This is a genomic window from Leisingera thetidis (assembly GCF_025857195.1).
In the GTDB taxonomy this organism is placed as follows: domain Bacteria; phylum Pseudomonadota; class Alphaproteobacteria; order Rhodobacterales; family Rhodobacteraceae; genus Leisingera; species Leisingera thetidis.
Window position 1 is genome coordinate 267,978 of record NZ_CP109787.1, and the last position, 17,484, is coordinate 285,461.

Annotated in this window: 17 protein-coding genes; 16 read left to right on the forward strand and 1 reads right to left on the reverse strand. The window is 65.8% G+C overall.

Going from position 1 to position 17,484, the window contains the following annotated elements; genetic code table 11:
* The first annotated feature begins 34 nt into the window (after positions 1-34).
* The 11 genes from secY (at position 35) to OKQ63_RS01415 (ending at position 12,101) form a co-directional block, all read left to right on the forward strand.
* Positions 35-1,399: a preprotein translocase subunit SecY gene (gene secY / locus OKQ63_RS01365; protein WP_264212192.1), complete on the forward strand. Its 1,365-nt coding sequence runs from the start codon at positions 35-37 to the stop codon at positions 1,397-1,399.
* Complete coding sequence (locus OKQ63_RS01370; RefSeq protein ID WP_264212193.1) at positions 1,396-2,043, forward strand: adenylate kinase; 648 nt, start codon at positions 1,396-1,398, stop codon at positions 2,041-2,043. Before secY ends, OKQ63_RS01370 begins: the two co-directional genes overlap by 4 nt.
* A 71-nt stretch (positions 2,044-2,114) precedes the next feature.
* A complete protein-coding gene (locus OKQ63_RS01375) occupies positions 2,115-2,510 on the forward strand; it encodes a hypothetical protein (RefSeq protein ID WP_264212194.1) in 396 nt (131 codons plus the stop codon).
* A gap of 225 nt (positions 2,511-2,735) precedes the next feature.
* Complete coding sequence (rpsM, locus tag OKQ63_RS01380) at positions 2,736-3,104, forward strand: 30S ribosomal protein S13 (RefSeq protein WP_264212195.1); 369 nt, start codon at positions 2,736-2,738, stop codon at positions 3,102-3,104.
* A gap of 15 nt (positions 3,105-3,119) precedes the next feature.
* Complete coding sequence (gene rpsK, locus OKQ63_RS01385; RefSeq protein ID WP_264212196.1) at positions 3,120-3,509, forward strand: 30S ribosomal protein S11; 390 nt, start codon at positions 3,120-3,122, stop codon at positions 3,507-3,509.
* Positions 3,510-3,622: 113 nt separating this feature from the next.
* On the forward strand, positions 3,623-4,639 hold the full coding sequence (locus OKQ63_RS01390; RefSeq protein WP_264212197.1) for a DNA-directed RNA polymerase subunit alpha: 1,017 nt from the start codon (positions 3,623-3,625) through the stop codon (positions 4,637-4,639).
* A 136-nt stretch (positions 4,640-4,775) separates the two neighbouring features.
* The gene (rplQ, locus tag OKQ63_RS01395; RefSeq protein WP_264212198.1) at positions 4,776-5,198 is read left to right on the forward strand and encodes a 50S ribosomal protein L17; all 423 of its coding nucleotides are present in this window, start codon (positions 4,776-4,778) and stop codon (positions 5,196-5,198) included.
* A 169-nt stretch (positions 5,199-5,367) separates the two neighbouring features.
* Complete coding sequence (locus OKQ63_RS01400; RefSeq protein ID WP_264212199.1) at positions 5,368-7,776, forward strand: CHASE3 domain-containing protein; 2,409 nt, start codon at positions 5,368-5,370, stop codon at positions 7,774-7,776.
* Positions 7,777-8,058: 282 nt separating this feature from the next.
* A complete protein-coding gene (locus OKQ63_RS01405; RefSeq protein ID WP_264212200.1) occupies positions 8,059-9,138 on the forward strand; it encodes a 3-deoxy-7-phosphoheptulonate synthase in 1,080 nt (359 codons plus the stop codon).
* 246 nt (positions 9,139-9,384) lie between these two features.
* On the forward strand, positions 9,385-10,776 hold the full coding sequence (locus tag OKQ63_RS01410; protein WP_264212201.1) for a trypsin-like peptidase domain-containing protein: 1,392 nt from the start codon (positions 9,385-9,387) through the stop codon (positions 10,774-10,776).
* Positions 10,776-12,101 (forward strand): replication-associated recombination protein A, encoded by a 1,326-nt coding sequence (locus OKQ63_RS01415; RefSeq protein ID WP_264212202.1) that lies wholly within the window; start codon positions 10,776-10,778, stop codon positions 12,099-12,101. The genes OKQ63_RS01410 and OKQ63_RS01415 overlap by 1 nt, the downstream gene beginning before the upstream one ends.
* A 71-nt stretch (positions 12,102-12,172) precedes the next feature.
* Here the strand turns inward: OKQ63_RS01415 and OKQ63_RS01420 are convergent, their stop codons facing one another.
* Positions 12,173-13,216 carry a serine hydrolase domain-containing protein gene (locus OKQ63_RS01420; RefSeq protein WP_264212203.1) on the reverse strand — a complete coding sequence of 348 codons (1,044 nt, stop codon included), beginning with the start codon at positions 13,214-13,216 and terminating at the stop codon, positions 12,173-12,175.
* Between the two features lie 118 nt (positions 13,217-13,334).
* On the opposite strand from OKQ63_RS01420, the gene crcB reads away from it, so the two are divergent.
* The 5 genes from crcB to OKQ63_RS01445 all read left to right on the forward strand — a co-directional run bounded on the left by crcB (position 13,335) and on the right by OKQ63_RS01445 (position 17,379).
* Positions 13,335-13,715 carry a fluoride efflux transporter CrcB gene (gene crcB, locus OKQ63_RS01425; protein WP_264212204.1) on the forward strand — a complete coding sequence of 127 codons (381 nt, stop codon included), beginning with the start codon at positions 13,335-13,337 and terminating at the stop codon, positions 13,713-13,715.
* The gene (locus OKQ63_RS01430; RefSeq protein WP_264212205.1) at positions 13,712-14,758 is read left to right on the forward strand and encodes an RluA family pseudouridine synthase; all 1,047 of its coding nucleotides are present in this window, start codon (positions 13,712-13,714) and stop codon (positions 14,756-14,758) included. The genes crcB and OKQ63_RS01430 overlap by 4 nt, the downstream gene beginning before the upstream one ends.
* Complete coding sequence (locus OKQ63_RS01435) at positions 14,755-15,423, forward strand: HAD-IA family hydrolase (protein ID WP_264212206.1); 669 nt, start codon at positions 14,755-14,757, stop codon at positions 15,421-15,423. Before OKQ63_RS01430 ends, OKQ63_RS01435 begins: the two co-directional genes overlap by 4 nt.
* A gap of 3 nt (positions 15,424-15,426) precedes the next feature.
* Entirely contained in the window at positions 15,427-16,131 is a 705-nt protein-coding gene (locus tag OKQ63_RS01440) for an ATP12 family chaperone protein (RefSeq protein WP_264212207.1), read from the forward strand.
* Positions 16,132-16,362: 231 nt separating this feature from the next.
* Positions 16,363-17,379, forward strand: a complete 1,017-nt coding sequence (locus OKQ63_RS01445; RefSeq protein WP_264212208.1) for an amino acid ABC transporter substrate-binding protein — start codon at positions 16,363-16,365, stop codon at positions 17,377-17,379.
* The last annotated feature ends 105 nt before the right edge of the window (positions 17,380-17,484 follow it).

Sequence of the window (17,484 nt, forward strand, 5' to 3'; positions counted from 1 at the left end):
CGGGCGGCGTTTCCGCTAAAGAAGAGACCTTTTCATGGTATCAGCAGCAGAACAAATGGCGGCGAACACCAGCTGGGCAGCCCTGGGCAAGGCCACGGATCTGCGCAACCGCATCCTGTTCACCATCGGCCTATTGATTGTCTACCGCCTGGGCACCTTCATTCCGGTTCCCGGCATCGACGCAGCCGCGCTGCGCCAGTTCATGGAGCAGGCGGGGCAGGGCATCGGCGGCATGGTGTCGATGTTCACCGGCGGCGCGCTTGGCCGGATGGGGATTTTTGCCCTCGGCATCATGCCCTACATTTCCGCCTCCATTATCGTTCAGCTTCTGACCTCGATGGTGCCCTCGCTTGAGCAGCTCAAGAAAGAGGGCGAGCAGGGCCGCAAGAAGATCAACCAGTACACCCGCTACGGCACCGTGGCGCTGGCAACCGCGCAGGCTTACGGCCTCGCCGTGTCGCTGGAATCGGGCGATCTGGCGACCGATCCGGGCATGTATTTCCGCCTGGCCTGCATGATCACCCTGGTCGGCGGCACCATGTTCCTGATGTGGCTGGGCGAGCAGATCACCCAGCGCGGCATCGGCAACGGCATCTCGCTGATCATCTTTGTCGGCATCATCGCCGAGGTTCCGGCCGCCATTGCCCAGTTCTTCGCTTCCGGCCGTTCCGGCGCGATCAGCCCGGCGGTGATCATCGGCGTGATCCTGATGGTGGTCGCGGTGATCATGTTCGTGGTGTTCATGGAACGCGCCCTGCGCAAGATCCACATCCAGTACCCGCGCCGCCAGGTCGGCATGAAGGTCTATGACGGCGGCTCCTCGCATCTGCCGGTCAAGGTGAACCCGGCGGGCGTGATCCCGGCGATCTTCGCCTCCTCGCTGCTCTTGCTGCCAACCACCATCTCGGCGTTCTCCTCGGGCGCGGCCACCGGCCCGGTGATGTCCTGGCTGCTGGCCAACTTCGGCCCCGGCCAGCCGCTGTACCTCTTGTTCTTCGTCGCGATGATCGTGTTCTTTGCCTATTTCTACACCTTCAACGTCTCCTTCAAACCGGATGACGTGGCGAACAACCTGAAGAACCAGAACGGCTTTGTCCCCGGCATCCGCCCGGGCAAGAAGACCGCGGAATATATCGAATACGTGGTCAACCGCATCCTGGTTCTGGGCTCCGGCTATCTGGCGCTGGTCTGCCTGCTGCCCGAGGTGCTCCGCGGCCAATTCGCCATCCCGGTATATTTCGGCGGCACTTCCGTTCTGATTGTGGTATCCGTCACCATGGACACCATTCAGCAGGTGCAAAGCCACCTCCTCGCGCATCAGTATGAGGGGCTTATCGAGAAGAGCCAGCTGCGCGGGCGCAACAAGAAACGCACGAAACGGGGACCCTCTCGCCGATGACCAACATTATTCTCCTTGGCCCGCCGGGGGCGGGCAAAGGCACGCAGGCACGTTACCTTGTGGAAAGCCGCGGCATGGTGCAGCTCAGCACCGGCGACATGCTGCGGGAGGCGCAGACCTCCGGCACCGAAATGGGCAAGAAGGTTGCCGCGATCATGGCCGAGGGCAAGCTGGTCACCGACCAGATCGTCATCGGGCTGATCCGCGAGAAGCTGCAGGGCGGCGCCGCGGGCGGCTTCATCTTCGACGGCTTCCCGCGCACCCTGGCCCAGGCCGATGCGCTGGCCAAGCTGCTGGACGAGATGGATCTGAAACTGGACGCGGTGATCGAGATGCAGGTCGATGACGAGGCGCTGGTCGCCCGCATCACCGGCCGCTCCACCTGCGGCGGCTGCGGCGAGGTCTACCACGACCAGACCAAGCCCTGGCCCGCGGACGGCAAATGCGCTAACTGCGGCTCCACCGACGTGCAGCGCCGGGCGGACGACAATGAGGACAGCCTCAAGACCCGCCTGATGGAATATTACAAGAAGACCTCGCCGCTGATCGGCTACTACTACGCCAAGGGCAACCTGCAGCGCATCGACGGTCTTGCCTCGATCGACGAGGTGCGCCAGAACATGGCCTGGATCATGGGCGAATAATCCGCCCGTTTACCGGATCGAAGTGCCCCGTGCTGCATCAGTGCGGGGCATTTTCATTTCCGGAGGTTCCGATGCCCGCACACCATCTGCAACTGCCTGCCGCCTTCGCCGCGGCGATTGCCCTGACCGGCCCGCTGTCCGCACAGCAGCTCTATCTTGATGACGCCGCGGCCTGCGACCGGGTGCTGATCAGCCAGGACGGAATAAATGACTACGCCAATCAGGGCGGGCTGATCCTCGGCAGCACCGGCTTCAACTCGATGGAGTATTTCTGCAGCTTCCAGCCCGCGATCCGGTTCGGATGGAGCACCTACCGCGCAAGTGATCACACCGGCCATTGCGAACTGCCCGGCCCGCAGTATTTTCCGCAGTTGTTCACGGTTGTGATGGACCCGGAGGAGCCGGGCACCGTCACCATCTGGATGGGCGATCCCGAGCCGCTGCGGTTCCACGCCTGCAGCAGCTGACGGGGCAGGGGGCAGCGGGCCGGGTTTTCGCAGATGACGGGTTGACCCTTGCGGCAATTCCACATAGGCAACCCCATCCCTTCTGGGAATGATTCCCGGCGGGCGGATTCGGTCTGTCTGCCTCATCACCTCGAAATGCTGGACCCTCTGGCCACACTGCCACGGTCAAGTGTTGTGAAAAAAGGTTCCGGCGTTACGGAACCGCAACGAAAAGGAAAGTGACACGTGGCACGTATTGCCGGCGTTAACATCCCGACTGCAAAGCGGGTTCCCATCGCCCTCACCTATATCACCGGTATCGGCAACACCTCGGCGCAAGCGATCTGCGACGCCGTGGGCATCGACTCCGCCCGCCGTGTGAACGAACTCAGCGACGCCGAAGTTCTGGCCATCCGCGAGCACATCGACGCCAACTTCACCGTTGAAGGCGACCTGCGCCGCGAAACCCAGATGAACATCAAGCGCCTGATGGACCTCGGCTGCTACCGTGGCCTGCGCCACCGCCGCAACCTGCCGGTCCGCGGTCAGCGTACCCACACCAACGCCCGCACCCGCAAGGGCCCGGCGAAGCCGATCGCCGGCAAGAAGAAGTAAGGGAGGGTTCGATCAATGGCACGTGATAAGACTCGCGTTAAGCGTAAAGAGCGCAAGAACATCGCCTCCGGTGTTGCGCATGTGAACTCGTCGTTCAACAACACCAAGATCCTGATCTCCGATGTGCAGGGCAATGCGATCTCCTGGTCGTCGGCCGGCACCATGGGCTTCAAAGGCTCGCGGAAATCGACCCCCTATGCCGCACAGATGGCTGCAGAAGATGCAGGCAAGAAGGCACAGGAACACGGTGTGAAGACGCTGGAAGTTGAAGTTCAGGGCCCCGGTTCGGGCCGTGAATCGGCCCTGCGCGCACTGGCTGCCGTCGGTTTCAACATCACCTCGATCCGTGATGTGACCCCGATCGCGCACAACGGCTGCCGCCCGCCGAAGCGCCGCCGCGTCTAATTCGAATTTTTTGCTGGGGCCCCGCTTGATTCGCAGGGCCCCAGTGCGTCATTTAAACCTCGGGCGTCCTTGGCCTTCCGGACATGGGGCAGGGACAGGAATGGAGGGAACGCATGATCCATAAGAACTGGGCAGAGCTGATCAAGCCGGCACAGCTGGAAGTGAAGCCGGGCAACGATCCTGCACGCCAGGCAACTGTCGTCGCAGAGCCGCTGGAACGCGGTTTCGGCCTGACCCTGGGCAACGCGCTGCGCCGCGTGCTGATGAGCTCGCTGCAGGGGGCCGCCATCACCAGCGTGCAGATCGACAACGTGCTGCACGAGTTTTCGTCTGTTGCGGGTGTGCGTGAAGACGTCACCGACATCATTCTGAACCTCAAGGGCGTGTCCCTGCGCATGGAAGTCGAAGGCCCCAAGCGGCTGTCGGTCAATGCCAAGGGCCCGGCTGTTGTCACCGCCGGCGACATTGCCGAAACCGCCGGCATCGAGGTTCTGAACCGCGATCACGTGATCTGCCACCTGGACGACGGCGCCGACCTGTTCATGGAACTGACCGTGAACACCGGCAAAGGCTATGTCTCGGCAGAGAAGAACAAGCCGGAAGACGCACCGATCGGCCTGATCCCGATCGACGCGATCTACTCGCCGGTCAAGAAGGTCTCCTATGACGTTCAGCCGACCCGCGAGGGCCAGGTGCTGGACTATGACAAGCTGACCATGAAGGTGGAAACCGACGGCTCCATCTCGCCTGACGATGCCGTGGCCTATGCCGCCCGCATCCTGCAGGACCAGCTGTCGATCTTCGTCAACTTCGACGAGCCGGAATCGGCCGGCCGCCAGGACGAGGACGACGGTCTCGAATTCAACCCGCTTCTCTTGAAGAAGGTGGACGAGCTGGAACTGTCGGTGCGTTCGGCAAACTGCCTGAAGAACGACAACATCGTCTATATCGGCGACCTGATCCAGAAGACCGAAGCGGAGATGCTGCGCACCCCCAACTTCGGCCGCAAGTCGCTGAACGAGATCAAAGAGGTTCTGTCGGGCATGGGCCTGCACCTCGGCATGGACGTCGAGGACTGGCCGCCGGACAACATCGAAGATCTGGCCAAGAAGTTCGAAGACAGCTTCTAAGACTTCAGGGGAGGGCTGCGGCCCTCCTCTTCAATGCCCGGGCCTGCCGGGGACATACGGGCAATTCCGCCCCAAGGAGAACGGCTGACACGCATCAGCCGGCAGACAAAGCAAAACCTGAAGAAGGACTATCAAAATGCGTCACGCACGTGGTTACCGCCGCCTGAACCGTACTCATGAGCACCGCAAGGCCCTGTTCTCCAACATGGCCGGCTCGCTGATCGAGCACGAGCAGATCAAGACCACCCTGCCCAAAGCAAAAGAACTGCGCCCGATCATCGAAAAGATGATCACCCTGGCCAAGCGCGGCGACCTGCACGCCCGCCGTCAGGCCGCGTCCAAGCTGAAAGAGGACAAGGACGTCGCGAAGCTGTTCGAGGTTCTGGGCCCGCGCTACAAGGACCGTCAGGGCGGCTATGTCCGCATCCTGAAGGCCGGCTTCCGGTACGGCGACATGGCGCCGATGGCGATCATCGAGTTCGTCGACCGCGACACCTCTGCCAAAGGCGCCGCCGACAAGGCCCGCCTGGCCGAGCTGGAAGCGGCTGAAGACGAATAAGACGCGCTGGACTTCCGGGTCCCGCACTGGCCCCCGCTCCGCCCGGAGCGGGGGTTTTTCGTGACGCCACGGCAATCGCAAGACGTTCAGGATTCACTTTTTTGCGAAAGGGAATCGTAATTTTATTCTGATTTCACTGCCGCATCCCTTTAGCTTCGGATCGGATGTGATGAAACAGAACAAGACCTCCGCGGCCAGGCGGTTTTCACTGGCAAATCTCGGCACAAAAGCAAAAGTTGTTTCGGTGGCTCTGTTTCCGCTGCTGCTGGTTCTCGGCGTCGGGGTGCTGACCGTCGTCAATCTCGGCCGCATGGAGGACTCCGCCGCCGCGGTCGGCCAGACCCAGAAGATCCTGAGCGAGGCGCAGGCGCTGGAAGTTGCCGCCTTTGAGATGGAGGCCGGGCTGAGCGGCTACCTGCTGGCGGGCCGGGAGGAGTATCTCGAGCCCTACGAGAAGGGCAAGACCGAGGTGGCCGCGGCGCTGGCCGCGTTGACCGCCCTGGCCGCCGGCGACGAACAGCTGCTGGCCGACCTGAAGGAGGCCGAGCAGACGCTGGCCGGCTGGCAGGAGAACGTCGCCGCGGGCGCCATCGAGCTGCGCCGCGAGATCGGCGACGCGATGACCATGAACGACATGGCGGACGAGGTGAAGAAGTCCAAGGGCCGGGTCTATTTCGAGGAATTCCGCACCGAGATGACAAGCGTCATCGAGGAGGAGGAAGTCGAGCTCAACAACCGGCGCAACACCTTTTCGTCGCTGGTCAATGCCGGGATTGCCGACCCGGATTACCTGAACACCTCGCTGCAGGCGGTGGAGCAGACCCACAAGGTGATAAGCCGGGCCAAGGACCTCCTGGCCGCGGCAGTGGACATGGAAACCGGGATGCGCGGCTTTCTATTGGCGGGCGACCGGGAATTTCTCGATCCGTATATGGAGGGCAACGGGCGCTTCAACGAGGTGATGGCCGACCTGCGCCTGGCGCTGGCGGACAACCTGATGCAGACAAACCGCCTGAACAAGGTGGCCAAAATCATTGATGAATGGCGCAACGAGGTGGTCGTGCCGATGCTGCAGCTGCGCCGGGTGATCGGCAGCGCGGCGACAATGGACGATATGGCCGACCTGGTGGCTGAGGGCCGGGGCAAGGCGTATTTCGACAGCTTCCGCGCCACCATGACCGCCTTGCAGGCCGCTGGTGCCGAGGCCATGGCCAGCCGCCGCGCGGCCAATGAGGCGCTTGGCGCCCGGACCCGCGCCATGATCCCCGCAGCCATCGGCGGCGCGATCCTGATCGGCGGCATTCTGGCGCTTGTGATCGCCTCCGGCATCGCCTCGGGCATCCGCCAGACCGTGGTCTCGATGCGCGGTCTGGCCGAAGGCAACAACGCGGTGGAGATCAAGGGCCAGGGGCGCGGCGACGAAGTCGGCGACATGGCCCGCGCGCTGGAGACATTCCGCGACGAGCTGGTCAAGATGCAGGCGGCGGAAAAGCAGAAGGCGCAAAGCAAGGACGCCGAGCTGGCCGGCGTGGTGCAGCAGCTGAGCGAGCGTCTGTCGCGTCTGTCCCACGGCGATCTGACGATCCGCATCGCCGAGGAATTCCCGGCGGAATACGAACAGCTGCGGGCGGATTTCAACGGCTCCATCGACAATCTCAACGCCACCGTGCAGCAGGTGATCGACGCCGCCGCCAGCATCCGCGGCGGCGCGTCCGAGATCAGCCGCGCCTCCGAGGATCTGTCGCACCGCACCGAAAGCCAGGCCGCCACGCTGGAGGAAACCGCCGCCGCGCTGGATGAGCTGACCGCCAGCGTGAAATCCGCCGCCGAAGGCGCCCGGAATGTGGAGAACACCGTGCAGGAGGCCCGCCAGGAAGCCGAGAACAGCGGCGACGTGGTGCGGAACGCGGTGACCGCCATGGGCGGGATCGAGGCCAGTTCGAACAAAATCGCGCAGATCATCTCGGTGATCGACGACATCGCGTTCCAGACCAATCTTCTGGCGCTGAATGCCGGCGTCGAGGCGGCGCGGGCGGGCGAAGCGGGCCGCGGCTTTGCCGTGGTCGCCTCCGAAGTGCGGGCGCTGGCACAGCGGTCTTCGGAGGCGGCAATGGAGATCAAGACCCTGATCAGCGACAGCTCGAAGCAAGTGGAGGAGGGCGTGGATCTGGTGGGCCGGGCCGGCGCGGCGCTGCAGTCCATTGCCGGCCGGGTCAGCAATATCTCGCAGCTGGTGTCGGAAATCGCCGAAGGCGCGGTGGAGCAATCCACCGGCCTGCATGAGATCAACACCGGCGTCACCCAGCTGGACCAGGTGACCCAGCAGAACGCGGCGATGGTGGAGGAGGCCACCGCGGCCGGCCACATGCTGAACACCGATGCCGCCAAGCTGGCACAGCTGGTGGCCCGGTTCCAGGTGGCCGGCGGCACCGCTGCCCCGGACCTCGCGGCCGCGGCGGAACCGGTGGCCAGCGCGCATGGCAGCGATGGCTGGGATGGTGCGGCCCGCCCGGCACCGCGAGCGGCCGTTCCCGCGGCTGAGGGCAACGCCGCGCGTGACCTGCGGCAGGATTTCTGACCGCGGCCCGCGGCGCGCTGAGCCGGCCCTCCCCTGCGGAGGGCCGACGGCCATTTTCCGGGGTGACAGCCCTGCGATTCTCCGCTAGCGTCCGCTGCATGACCCGTAGCTATGCCGCATTCTGGTATTTCTTTTATCCGCGCCACATGGCGGACGGAGGGGTCAGCGCATTCTGAGGTGAACAACCGGAACGCAGCAGGATACCGCCAAACCGCCCGCAAGACGCAGGCGGTTTTTTTGTATCCGCCGCAGCGCCAGGGCCCCCGCCAAGGAAACAGACCCATGACCCCCCAGACCGAAAACCTCCGCATCACCGGCATGCAGGAACTGATCTCTCCCGAAGACCTGGCCGCGCAGCTGCCCGGCTCCCCGGCCGCCACGGACACCGTGCTGGCCAGCCGCGCCGCGATCCAGGACGTGCTGCACGGCCGCGATGACCGGGTGATTGCCGTGGTCGGCCCCTGCTCGATCCATGACCCGCAGGCCGCGATGGAGTACGCCGAACGGCTGGCGCCGCTGCGCCGGCGCCTGGCCGGACAGCTCGAAATCGTGATGCGGGTCTACTTCGAGAAACCGCGCACCATCTCGGGCTGGAAAGGGCTGATCAACGACCCCGGCCTCGACGGCTCCTTCCGCATCAACGAGGGGCTGGGCCTGGCCCGCCGCCTGTGCCTGGACATCAACGGCCTCGGCCTGCCGGTCGGCACCGAGTTCCTCGATACCGCGGTGCCGCAGTACATCTCCGACCTGGTGGCCTGGGCCGCGATCGGCGCCCGCACCACCGAAAGCCAGATCCACCGCGAGATGGCCTCGGGGCTCAGCTGCCCGGTCGGCTTCAAGAACGGCACCCGCGGCAATGTCCAGATCGCGGTGGACGCGGTGCGCTCGGCCGCCCATCCGCATCATTTCATGGCGCTGGCCAAATCGGGCCGCGCGGCGATTGCCGCGACCAGCGGCAATCCGGACTGCCACCTGATCCTGCGCGGCGGCGGCGGCACCAACTATGACGCCGCCTCGGTCGATGCCGCCTGCAGGCTGGCGGACAAGGACGGCATCCGCGGCCATGTGATGATTGACGCCAGTCACGCCAACAGCAGCAAGGACCCGATGCGCCAGCCTGCGGTGCTGCGCGATGTGGCGGGCCAGATCGCCGCCGGCGACGGCCGCATCACCGGGGTGATGATCGAAAGCCACCTGGTGGCGGGCCGCCAGGACCTGGGGCAGGGGGCGCTGACCTACGGCCAGTCGGTCACCGACGGCTGCCTCGGCTGGGAGGACACGGTCGCGGAGCTGGAGCATCTGGCCGATGCGGTGGCGGCGCGGCGCAATGCTGCCGCGCAGCGGGAACTGGCGCAGGCCTGAGGCCTGCCAAGCCCTGCCAGAAGGGGACGCGCCTTGCGGTGCGTGCCTCCGGCGGGGCGTATTGCGGGAAAGACGAGGCACCGGGGCTCTGTCCGGCCGCCTGCTTCTTCTGGCTCCAAATATCCCGGGGTGAATTGGCCGTCAGGCCAAGAGGGGCAGCGCCCCTCCGCCCCCCGGGGCCTCTCCCGTCTTGCATTCCGCGCGCGCACTCCGCATATCCTTCGGGCAACAACTGCTGGAGCCTGCATGATCCGTCCCGCACTCACTGCCCTTGCCATCGTCCTTGCCCTGCCGGCCGCCGCCGAAACCCGGGTGCCGCAAAGCCAGGCGGAAATCGCCCTGGGATTTGCGCCGCTGGTCCGGGAGGCGGCCCCGGCGGTGGTCAACATCTACGCCAAGGTGGTGCGCCAGGTGCAGCAGCGGCAGCGCTCGCCGTTCATGAACGATCCGTTCTTCGACGATTTCTTCCGCAGCTTCGCCAAGCCGCAGCCGCGGGTGGAGAATTCGCTGGGCTCCGGGGTGATCCTGTCGGGCGACGGCATCGTGGTGTCGAACTACCACGTCGTCGGCAGCGCCACCGAGATCCGGGTGGTGACGGCGGACCGGCGCGAATACGGCGCCAGGGTGATTCTGGGCGACAAGGCCAGCGATCTGGCGATCCTGCAGCTGGAGGGCGCCGAAGACCTGCCGCATCTGGAGCTGCGCAACAGCGACCGGGTCGAGGTCGGCGAGCTGGCGCTGGCGATCGGCAACCCGTTCGGGGTCGGCCAGACCGTCAGCAGCGGCATCATCTCCGGCCTGGCGCGCACCGGCATGGGCGCGGGCGACGGCTTTGGCTATTACATCCAGACCGACGCGCCGATCAACCCCGGCAACTCGGGCGGCGCGCTGATCGACGTCAATGGCGATCTGATCGGCATCAACACCCGCATCCTGTCGCGCTCCGGCGGCTCCAACGGCATCGGCTTTGCGATCCCCGCCAACCTGGTGCGGGAATTCGTCGCCCAGGCCCGCAACGGCGCGGAGGAATTCCAGCGCCCCTGGGCCGGCATGGCCGGGCAGCCGGTGGATGCGGATCTGGCCGCCTCCCTGGGGATGGAGGTTCCCGAGGGCATGGTGGTGTCCGATCTGCATGCTGAAAGCCCCTTTGCCAAGGCCGGGTTCAAGGTGGGCGATGTGATCACCCATGTCGATGGCGAGGTGGTGAATTCACCCTCGGAAATGGTGTTCCGGATGTCGGTCGCCGGGCTGGACAGCATGTCCGCAATCACCCGCCTGCGCGGCGGCGAACGGGAAGAGACCGCCGTGCCGATGATTGCCGCGCCGGATCAGCCGCCGGCCAATCCGATCCAGCTGGATGAGAAAACCGCACTGCCCGGGCTGACGGTGGCGCGGATCAATCCGCAGGTGATCTCCCGTCTTGGCCTGCCGCTGTCGGCCGAAGGCGTGGTGGTGACCGATCCGGGGCCCTATGCGCTCCGCGGCGGGGTGCAGCCGGGCGATCTGCTGCTGGCGGTGAACGGCGAGGCGGTGGCCGGCACCGAGGATGTCTATGCGATCCTCGCTGGCAGCGGCCGCTGGATCCAGCTGGACCTGCAGCGCCGCGGCCGCCATGTTTCCTTGCGGTTCCGGCTCTGATGGCGGATCTGTTCGGCAGCCCCGCCACGCCCGCGGGCAGCGATGCGCAGCCGTCCGGTGTCAACCGGCCGCTGGCCGACCGGCTGCGGCCGCAGTCGCTGGCCGAGGTGATCGGCCAGGCGCAGGTGCTGGGGCCGGAGGCGCCGCTGGGGGTGATGCTGGCCTCGGGGTCGCTGTCGTCGCTGATCTTCTGGGGGCCGCCGGGGGTGGGCAAGACCACCATCGCGCGGCTCTTGGCGCAGGAGACCGACCTGCATTTCGTGCAGATCTCGGCAATCTTCACCGGCGTGCCGGAGCTGCGCAAAGTGTTCGAGGCCGCGAAGATCCGCCGCCAGAACGGCCAGGGAACGCTGCTGTTCGTGGATGAGATCCACCGTTTCAACAAGGCCCAGCAGGACGGCTTCCTGCCGCATATGGAGGATGGCACCATCCTTCTGGTGGGGGCAACGACCGAGAACCCCTCGTTCGAGCTCAATGCCGCTGTGCTGTCCCGCAGCCAGGTGCTGGTGCTGGAGCGGCTGTCGCTGGCGGATCTGGAGCGCCTCACCCAGCGCGCCGAGAAGGAGCTGGGCCGCGCCCTGCCGCTCTCGGGCGATGCCCGCGACGCGCTGCATGAGATGGCCGACGGCGACGGCCGGGCGCTTTTGAACCTGATCGAGCAGGTTGCCGCCTGGAAGGTGGCAGCGCCCTTGGGGCGCGAGGCGCTGTCGGCGCGGCTGATGCGCCGGGCCGCCAAGTTCGACAAGTCCGGCGACGAGCATTACAACCTGATCTCCGCCCTGCACAAATCGATCCGCGGCTCCGACCCCGATGCAGCCCTTTACTGGCTGGCGCGGATGCTGGAGGGCGGCGAGGATCCCCGCTTCCTGGCCCGGCGGCTGACGATGATGTCGACCGAGGACATCGGCATGGCGGATCCGCAGGCCAATACCGTCTGCCTCAATGCCTGGCAGACCTATGAGCGGCTTGGCAGCCCGGAGGGCGAGCTGGCGCTGGCCAATGCCGCCGTCTACCTGGCGCTGGCGCCGAAATCCAACGCGGTCTATGTCGGCATCAAGGCGGCGCGCCGCCTGGCCAAGCAGACCGGCAGCGCGCCGCCGCCCAAGCATATCCTCAATGCGCCGACCAAGCTGATGTCGGAGCAGGGATACGGCGACGGCTATGCCTATGACCACGACGCCGAAGACGGGTTCTCCGGCCAGAACTACTTCCCGGACGGGGTGAAGCGCCCGGTGCTGTACCAGCCGGTGGAGCGCGGGTTCGAGCGCGAACTGAAGCGGCGCACGGACTACTTCGCCAATCTGCGGCTGAAGCGGAACAAGTAAAGCGGCTTTGCGGGGCAAAGCCGCGGCCTCCGGCGGGAGTATTTTCGGGCAAAGAAGAAGGGGCGGGCCCCTTACTTCCGCGGCAGGTTCGGCAGGATGTGTTTGGTGAGAACCGCAACCGGCATCTGCCAGGCGTCCGGCTGGTTGTAGTTGCCGGCCTGGATCACCACAACCGTGCCGGTCATCTGGCTGATGGTCAGCCGCTGGCCTCCATTGCCAAAGCCCGCGGCCCAAACCGGCGGATTTCCCTCCGGTGCCAGCCACCACTGGTAGCCGTAGCGCAGATCCCCGGTATCGGCGTGCGGGGTCAAGCTCTGCTCCAGCCATCCGGCCGGGACGATCTGTTTGCCGCCGGACCTGCCGCCATTGGCAATCATTTCTCCGATCCGGGCCAGGCCCCGGGCCGTCAGCCGCAGGCCGGAGGCGGCGGCCGGCCTGCCGTCCAGCCCGTTTGCCCAATCCATCCGTTCGATACCCAGAGGGGCGAACAGGTTTTCCCTTGCAAAATCATCCAGCGCCATGCCGCTGCCGCGGGTGATCAGCTCCGCCAGCAGCGTGGTGGCGCCGCCGGAATAGACCCAATGCTCCCCCGGGGCCGTGACGAGCGGGCGCGACAGCACGTAGCGGATCCGGTCGCCGGAGCGTTCCATCGCGATCTCGGAATTGCGGGGGTCGCTGTAGGGCAGGCTCTCGTCCCATTGCAGGCCCAGCTGCATGGTCAGCGCATCCTCTACCGTGATGGCCTCCCGCTCCGGTGTGGCGAGATCCGCATGTTCCGGGAACTGCGCCAGCAAGGGGGCGCTGGGCGGCGGCACCAGCCCCTGGGCCAGTGCGATGCCGTAGAGCAGGCTGACAATGCTCTTGCTGACCGAGCGCAGGTCGTGCAGTTCGCCAGGGCCGAACCGGCGGCTGCCCAGGGGGCTGCCCCAGCGCTCATCCTCACCGGCGAAATAGATCTCCGCCAGGATTTCGTTCTGCCGCTGCACCAGCACCCCGTGCAGGCCGGGCAGGTCTCCGGCGTCAACGGACGTTTGCAGCGAGTCTTCGATCTCTCCGCCGGCGGCGGCGGTTGCGGTCATGGCGGCGGTCAGGGCGAGCGGGCGCAGCAGGGTCATCGTGCAATCCTCTTTGAACATGCCTTTGCCGCATCAGTGGGGCAGCGGGCGCAGCGTTGCAAGCACCGCAATACGGGGAAAACTTGACATCCCGGCGCACCCGCGCGACAGGACGGGGATGATGACTTCGGTTTCCATGGTTGCCCTGGGCGGCGCTGCCGGGGCGGTGTGCCGCTATCTGGCCGGGCTGGGGGTGATCCGGCTCTTGGGCCATCACGATTTCCCGGTGGCGGTGATCACTGTCAATGTGATCGGCTCCTTCCTGATGGGGATGTTTGTGGTGGCCGCCGCGATGCGCGGGCTGACCCATCTGAGCCCCTTGGTGATGACCGGGCTGCTGGGCGGGTTCACCACCTTCTCGGCGTTCTCGCTGGAGACCGCCAACCTGATCGAGCGCGGCGCCTTCGGGCAGGCGGCGCTTTACGTTTGTTTGTCCGTGGGCCTGTCGGTCGGCGGCTTGTTTCTCGGCCTGATGGCCGCAAGGGGAGTGTTCGCATGAGCGGCGTTCAGATGATTACCGTCAGCGAAGACGACGGCGGCCAGCGCATCGACCGCTGGCTGCGGCGGCTGTTTCCGCATGTGAGCCAGGGCCGCATCGAGAAGATGTGCCGCAAGGGCGAGCTGCGGCTGGACGGCGGCCGGGTCAAGGCCAGCAGCCGCGTCGAGGCCGGGCAGGTGGTGCGGGTGCCGCCGCTGGCGGACAGCGACCTGAAACCGGCCGAGCCGCGCGCGATGCGGATTTCGGATGCGGATGCCAAGATGATCCAGGCTTGCGTGATCTACCGCGACGACGACGTGATCGTGCTGAACAAGCCCGCCGGGCTGGCGGTGCAGGGCGGCTCCGGCACCACCAAACATGTGGACGGTCTGGCCGAGGCGCTGAAGTTCGGGCTGGAGGAAAAGCCCAAGCTGGTGCACCGGATCGACAAGGACACCTCGGGCGTGCTGGTGCTGGCGCGCAACCGCAAGGCGGCGCAGGGGCTGACCGCCGCGTTCCGCCACAAGAACACGCGCAAGATCTATTGGGCGCTGGTCGCCGGCGTGCCGACGCCCTACCTCGGCGAGATCAAGAACGGGCTGGTGAAGGCGCCGGGCCACGGCAAGAGCGGCGAGGGCGAGAAGATGATCAACGTGCATCCGCACGACATCGACGACACGCCGGGCGCCAAGCGGGCGCATACGCTTTATGCCACGCTGTACCGGGTGGCCTCCCGTGCCGCCTGGGTGGCGATGGAGCCGATTACCGGCCGCACCCACCAGCTGCGGGCGCATATGTCCGGCATGGGCCACCCGATTGCGGGCGACGGCAAATACGGCGGCTCCGGCCAGGAGAACCTGGGCGACGGCTGGGGCGCGCAGTTCGGCGGGGTGATCTCGAAAAAACTGCACCTGCACGCGCGCCGGATGGTGTTCGAGCATCCGGTGACCCGGAAAGACATCTCGGTGGTGGCGCCGCTGCCGGAGCACATGAAGGACAGCTGGGACACCTTCGGCTGGACCGAGGATCTGGCTGCCGATGACCCGTTCGAGGACCTGAAGTGAGCAAACCGCTGCGGCTGATCCTGTTTGATGTGGACGGCACCCTGGCCGACAGCCAGGGCGCGATCACCGGCGCCATGGCGGAGGCGTTCCAGGGGGCCGGCCTGCCGGTGCCGCCGCGGGACGCGGTCCTGTCGATCGTCGGCCTGTCGCTGCCGCTGGCGATGGCCGAGCTGGCGCCGGATCAGGATGCGGCCACGCTGGAGGCGCTGGTGGAGGGCTACAAGTCTTCCTACATGGCCTCCCGCCAGGCGGCGGGGGCGGCGCATTCGCCGCTCTATCCCGGTGCCCGCGAGGCGCTGGCCGAGCTGAACGCGGTGCCGGAGTACCTGCTGGGCGTGGCCACCGGCAAATCGCAGCGCGGCATGGACGCCCTGATCGCGGCGCACGGGCTGGAGTGCTTTGTGACCCGGCAGGTGGCCGATCACCACCCCTCGAAGCCGCATCCGTCGATGGTGCTGGCGGCGATGGCGGAGACCGGGGTGGAGCGGGACAGCACCGTGATGATCGGCGACACGCGGTACGATATTGAGATGGGGCGCGCAGCGGGGGTTACCACCATTGCGGTGCCCTGGGGCTACCATGCGGCAGAGACATTGGGCGCCGACTACCTGATCCGCGGTTTCGCGGAGCTGCGCCCGCTGCTGGCAGAGATCTGGAAAGGGTAAGAGATGAGCGGCTGGGCACAGAAGCGGTTCTGGAAACAGGTTTCGGTTGCGGAAACCGACGGCGGGTTTGCGGTGGAACTGGACGGGCGCCGGGTCAAGACGCCGGCCAAGGCGCCGCTGGTGGTGCCGACCCGGGAGATGGGCGAGGCCATTGCCGCGGAGTGGGCGGCGCAGACCGAATCAGTTGACCCATTGTCGATGCCCTGCACCCGGTCCGCCAACGCCGCAATTGACAAGGTGACACATCAGCACAGGGAAGTGGCCGCCATGCTGGCCGAATACGGCGATTCCGACCTGCTGTGCTACCGCGCCGCCGCACCCGCCGAGCTGACGTTGCGTCAGGCGCAGGAATGGGACCCGGTTCTGGACTGGGCCGCGGAGGCGCTGGGCGCGCGGCTGCAGCTGCGCGAGGGTGTTCTGCACCAGCCCCAGCACACCGCGGCGCTGGCGGTTCTGGCGGAAAGGGTGCATGCGCTGACCCCGTTCCAGCTGGCGGCGTTCCATGATTTGGTAGGGATTTCCGGCTCTTTGATCCTTGGCTTTGCCGCGGCGCAGGGCTGGCGGAGCGCTGACGCGATCTGGCAGCTGTCGCGGCTGGACGAGCGCTGGCAGGAAGAGCAGTGGGGCGTCGACGAAGAGGCCCAGGCCGCGGCCGCAGTCAAACGGCAGGAGTTTCTGCACGCCAAGCGATTCTTCGATTTCTCCTGAGACTTCAAAAAATTACCTTTTCAGGCCCTGGATTGGCAGAAAATTATACGGCGGAATAATTCGTGCGCATGCCGCGCATCGAAATTCCTGATCCCGCACTTGACGTTTGCTGATGAATGCGCCCACACTTGGTTGCGAAAAAGGGCTAAACCCTTTTTCAGTCTCATTTCCGGCGGGGGATCGCCGGGTAATAAGAACCGCCGAATGGCGGGCTATCAGGAAGAGGTAAAAATGAAAAAAACCGTACTTTTGGGCGCAATGGCCTTTGCCGGTCTTGCGGCTGGCGCAGCATCTGCGGCCACTCTGGACGACGTGAAGGCGCGCGGCAAGCTGAACTGCGGCGTCACCGTCGGCCTGGTCGGCTTTGCGGCTCCGAATGCAAACGGGGAATGGGAAGGTTTTGACGTGGCGCTGTGCCGGGCTGTGGCTGCAGCTGTGCTGGGCGACTCGACCGCCGTGGAATTCGTGCCGACCACCGGCAAGACCCGCTTCACCGCGCTGGCCTCGGGCGAGATCGACATGCTGGCCCGCAACACCACCTGGACCTTCAGCCGCGATGTCGACCTGAAGTTCGAATTCGTCGGCGTCAACTATTACGACGGCCAGGGCTTCATGGTGCCGAAGGAGCTGGGCGTGTCCTCGGCCAAGGAACTGGACGGCGCCACCGTCTGCATCCAGACCGGCACCACCACCGAGCTGAACCTGGCGGACTTCTTCCGCTCCAACAACATCTCCTACGAGCCGGTCCCGATCGAGACCAACGCCGAAGCGCAGCAGCAGTATCTGGCGGGCGCCTGTGACGTCTACACCACCGACGCCTCCGGCCTGGCCGCGACCCGCGCCACCTTCGACGATCCGGCGAACCACGTGATCCTGCCCGAAATCATCTCGAAAGAGCCGCTCGGCCCGCTGGTCCGCCACGGCGACCACGAATGGGGCGATGTGGTCCGCTGGACCCTGAACGCGCTGGTCGCGGCGGAAGAGCTGGGCATCACCTCGGCCAACCTGAGCGAAATGGCCGCCGGCACCGACAACCCGGAAATCAACCGCCTGCTGGGCAGCGAAGGCACCCTGGGCGAGATGCTGGGCCTGGATGCCGCCTGGGCACAGAACGCGATTGCCGCACAGGGCAACTACGGCGAGATCTTTGCCAAGAACATCGGTGAAGACACGCCGGTCGGCCTGGCCCGCGGCCTGAACGCACAGTGGACCGAAGGCGGCCTGCTGTACTCGCCGCCGTTCCGCTAATCACACCACCGGGAGGGGCGCAGGACATTCCTGCGCCCTTTTCCTATCTGAAAAAAAGCTCCGGCGCGCTGCGGAGCGGGGCCAACCCCGCCAGGACAGATACCC

Bases quoted from the DNA above. Each gene is read 5' to 3' on its own strand.
- crcB (WP_264212204.1), top strand. From the start codon at position 13,335: ATGATGACTTCGGTTTCCATGGTTGCCCTGGGCGGCGCTGCCGGGGCG.
- OKQ63_RS01375 (WP_264212194.1), top strand. From the start codon at position 2,115: ATGCCCGCACACCATCTGCAACTGCCTGCCGCCTTCGCCGCGGCGATT.
- rplQ (WP_264212198.1), top strand. From the start codon at position 4,776: ATGCGTCACGCACGTGGTTACCGCCGCCTGAACCGTACTCATGAGCAC.
- OKQ63_RS01445 (WP_264212208.1), top strand. From the start codon at position 16,363: ATGAAAAAAACCGTACTTTTGGGCGCAATGGCCTTTGCCGGTCTTGCG.
- OKQ63_RS01400 (WP_264212199.1), top strand. From the start codon at position 5,368: ATGAAACAGAACAAGACCTCCGCGGCCAGGCGGTTTTCACTGGCAAAT.
- OKQ63_RS01405 (WP_264212200.1), top strand. From the start codon at position 8,059: ATGACCCCCCAGACCGAAAACCTCCGCATCACCGGCATGCAGGAACTG.
- OKQ63_RS01430 (WP_264212205.1), top strand. From the start codon at position 13,712: ATGAGCGGCGTTCAGATGATTACCGTCAGCGAAGACGACGGCGGCCAG.
- rpsK (WP_264212196.1), top strand. From the start codon at position 3,120: ATGGCACGTGATAAGACTCGCGTTAAGCGTAAAGAGCGCAAGAACATC.
- OKQ63_RS01420 (WP_264212203.1), bottom strand. From the start codon at position 13,216: ATGACCCTGCTGCGCCCGCTCGCCCTGACCGCCGCCATGACCGCAACC.
- OKQ63_RS01390 (WP_264212197.1), top strand. From the start codon at position 3,623: ATGATCCATAAGAACTGGGCAGAGCTGATCAAGCCGGCACAGCTGGAA.
- OKQ63_RS01440 (WP_264212207.1), top strand. From the start codon at position 15,427: ATGAGCGGCTGGGCACAGAAGCGGTTCTGGAAACAGGTTTCGGTTGCG.
- secY (WP_264212192.1), top strand. From the start codon at position 35: ATGGTATCAGCAGCAGAACAAATGGCGGCGAACACCAGCTGGGCAGCC.
- OKQ63_RS01415 (WP_264212202.1), top strand. From the start codon at position 10,776: ATGGCGGATCTGTTCGGCAGCCCCGCCACGCCCGCGGGCAGCGATGCG.
- OKQ63_RS01410 (WP_264212201.1), top strand. From the start codon at position 9,385: ATGATCCGTCCCGCACTCACTGCCCTTGCCATCGTCCTTGCCCTGCCG.
- OKQ63_RS01370 (WP_264212193.1), top strand. From the start codon at position 1,396: ATGACCAACATTATTCTCCTTGGCCCGCCGGGGGCGGGCAAAGGCACG.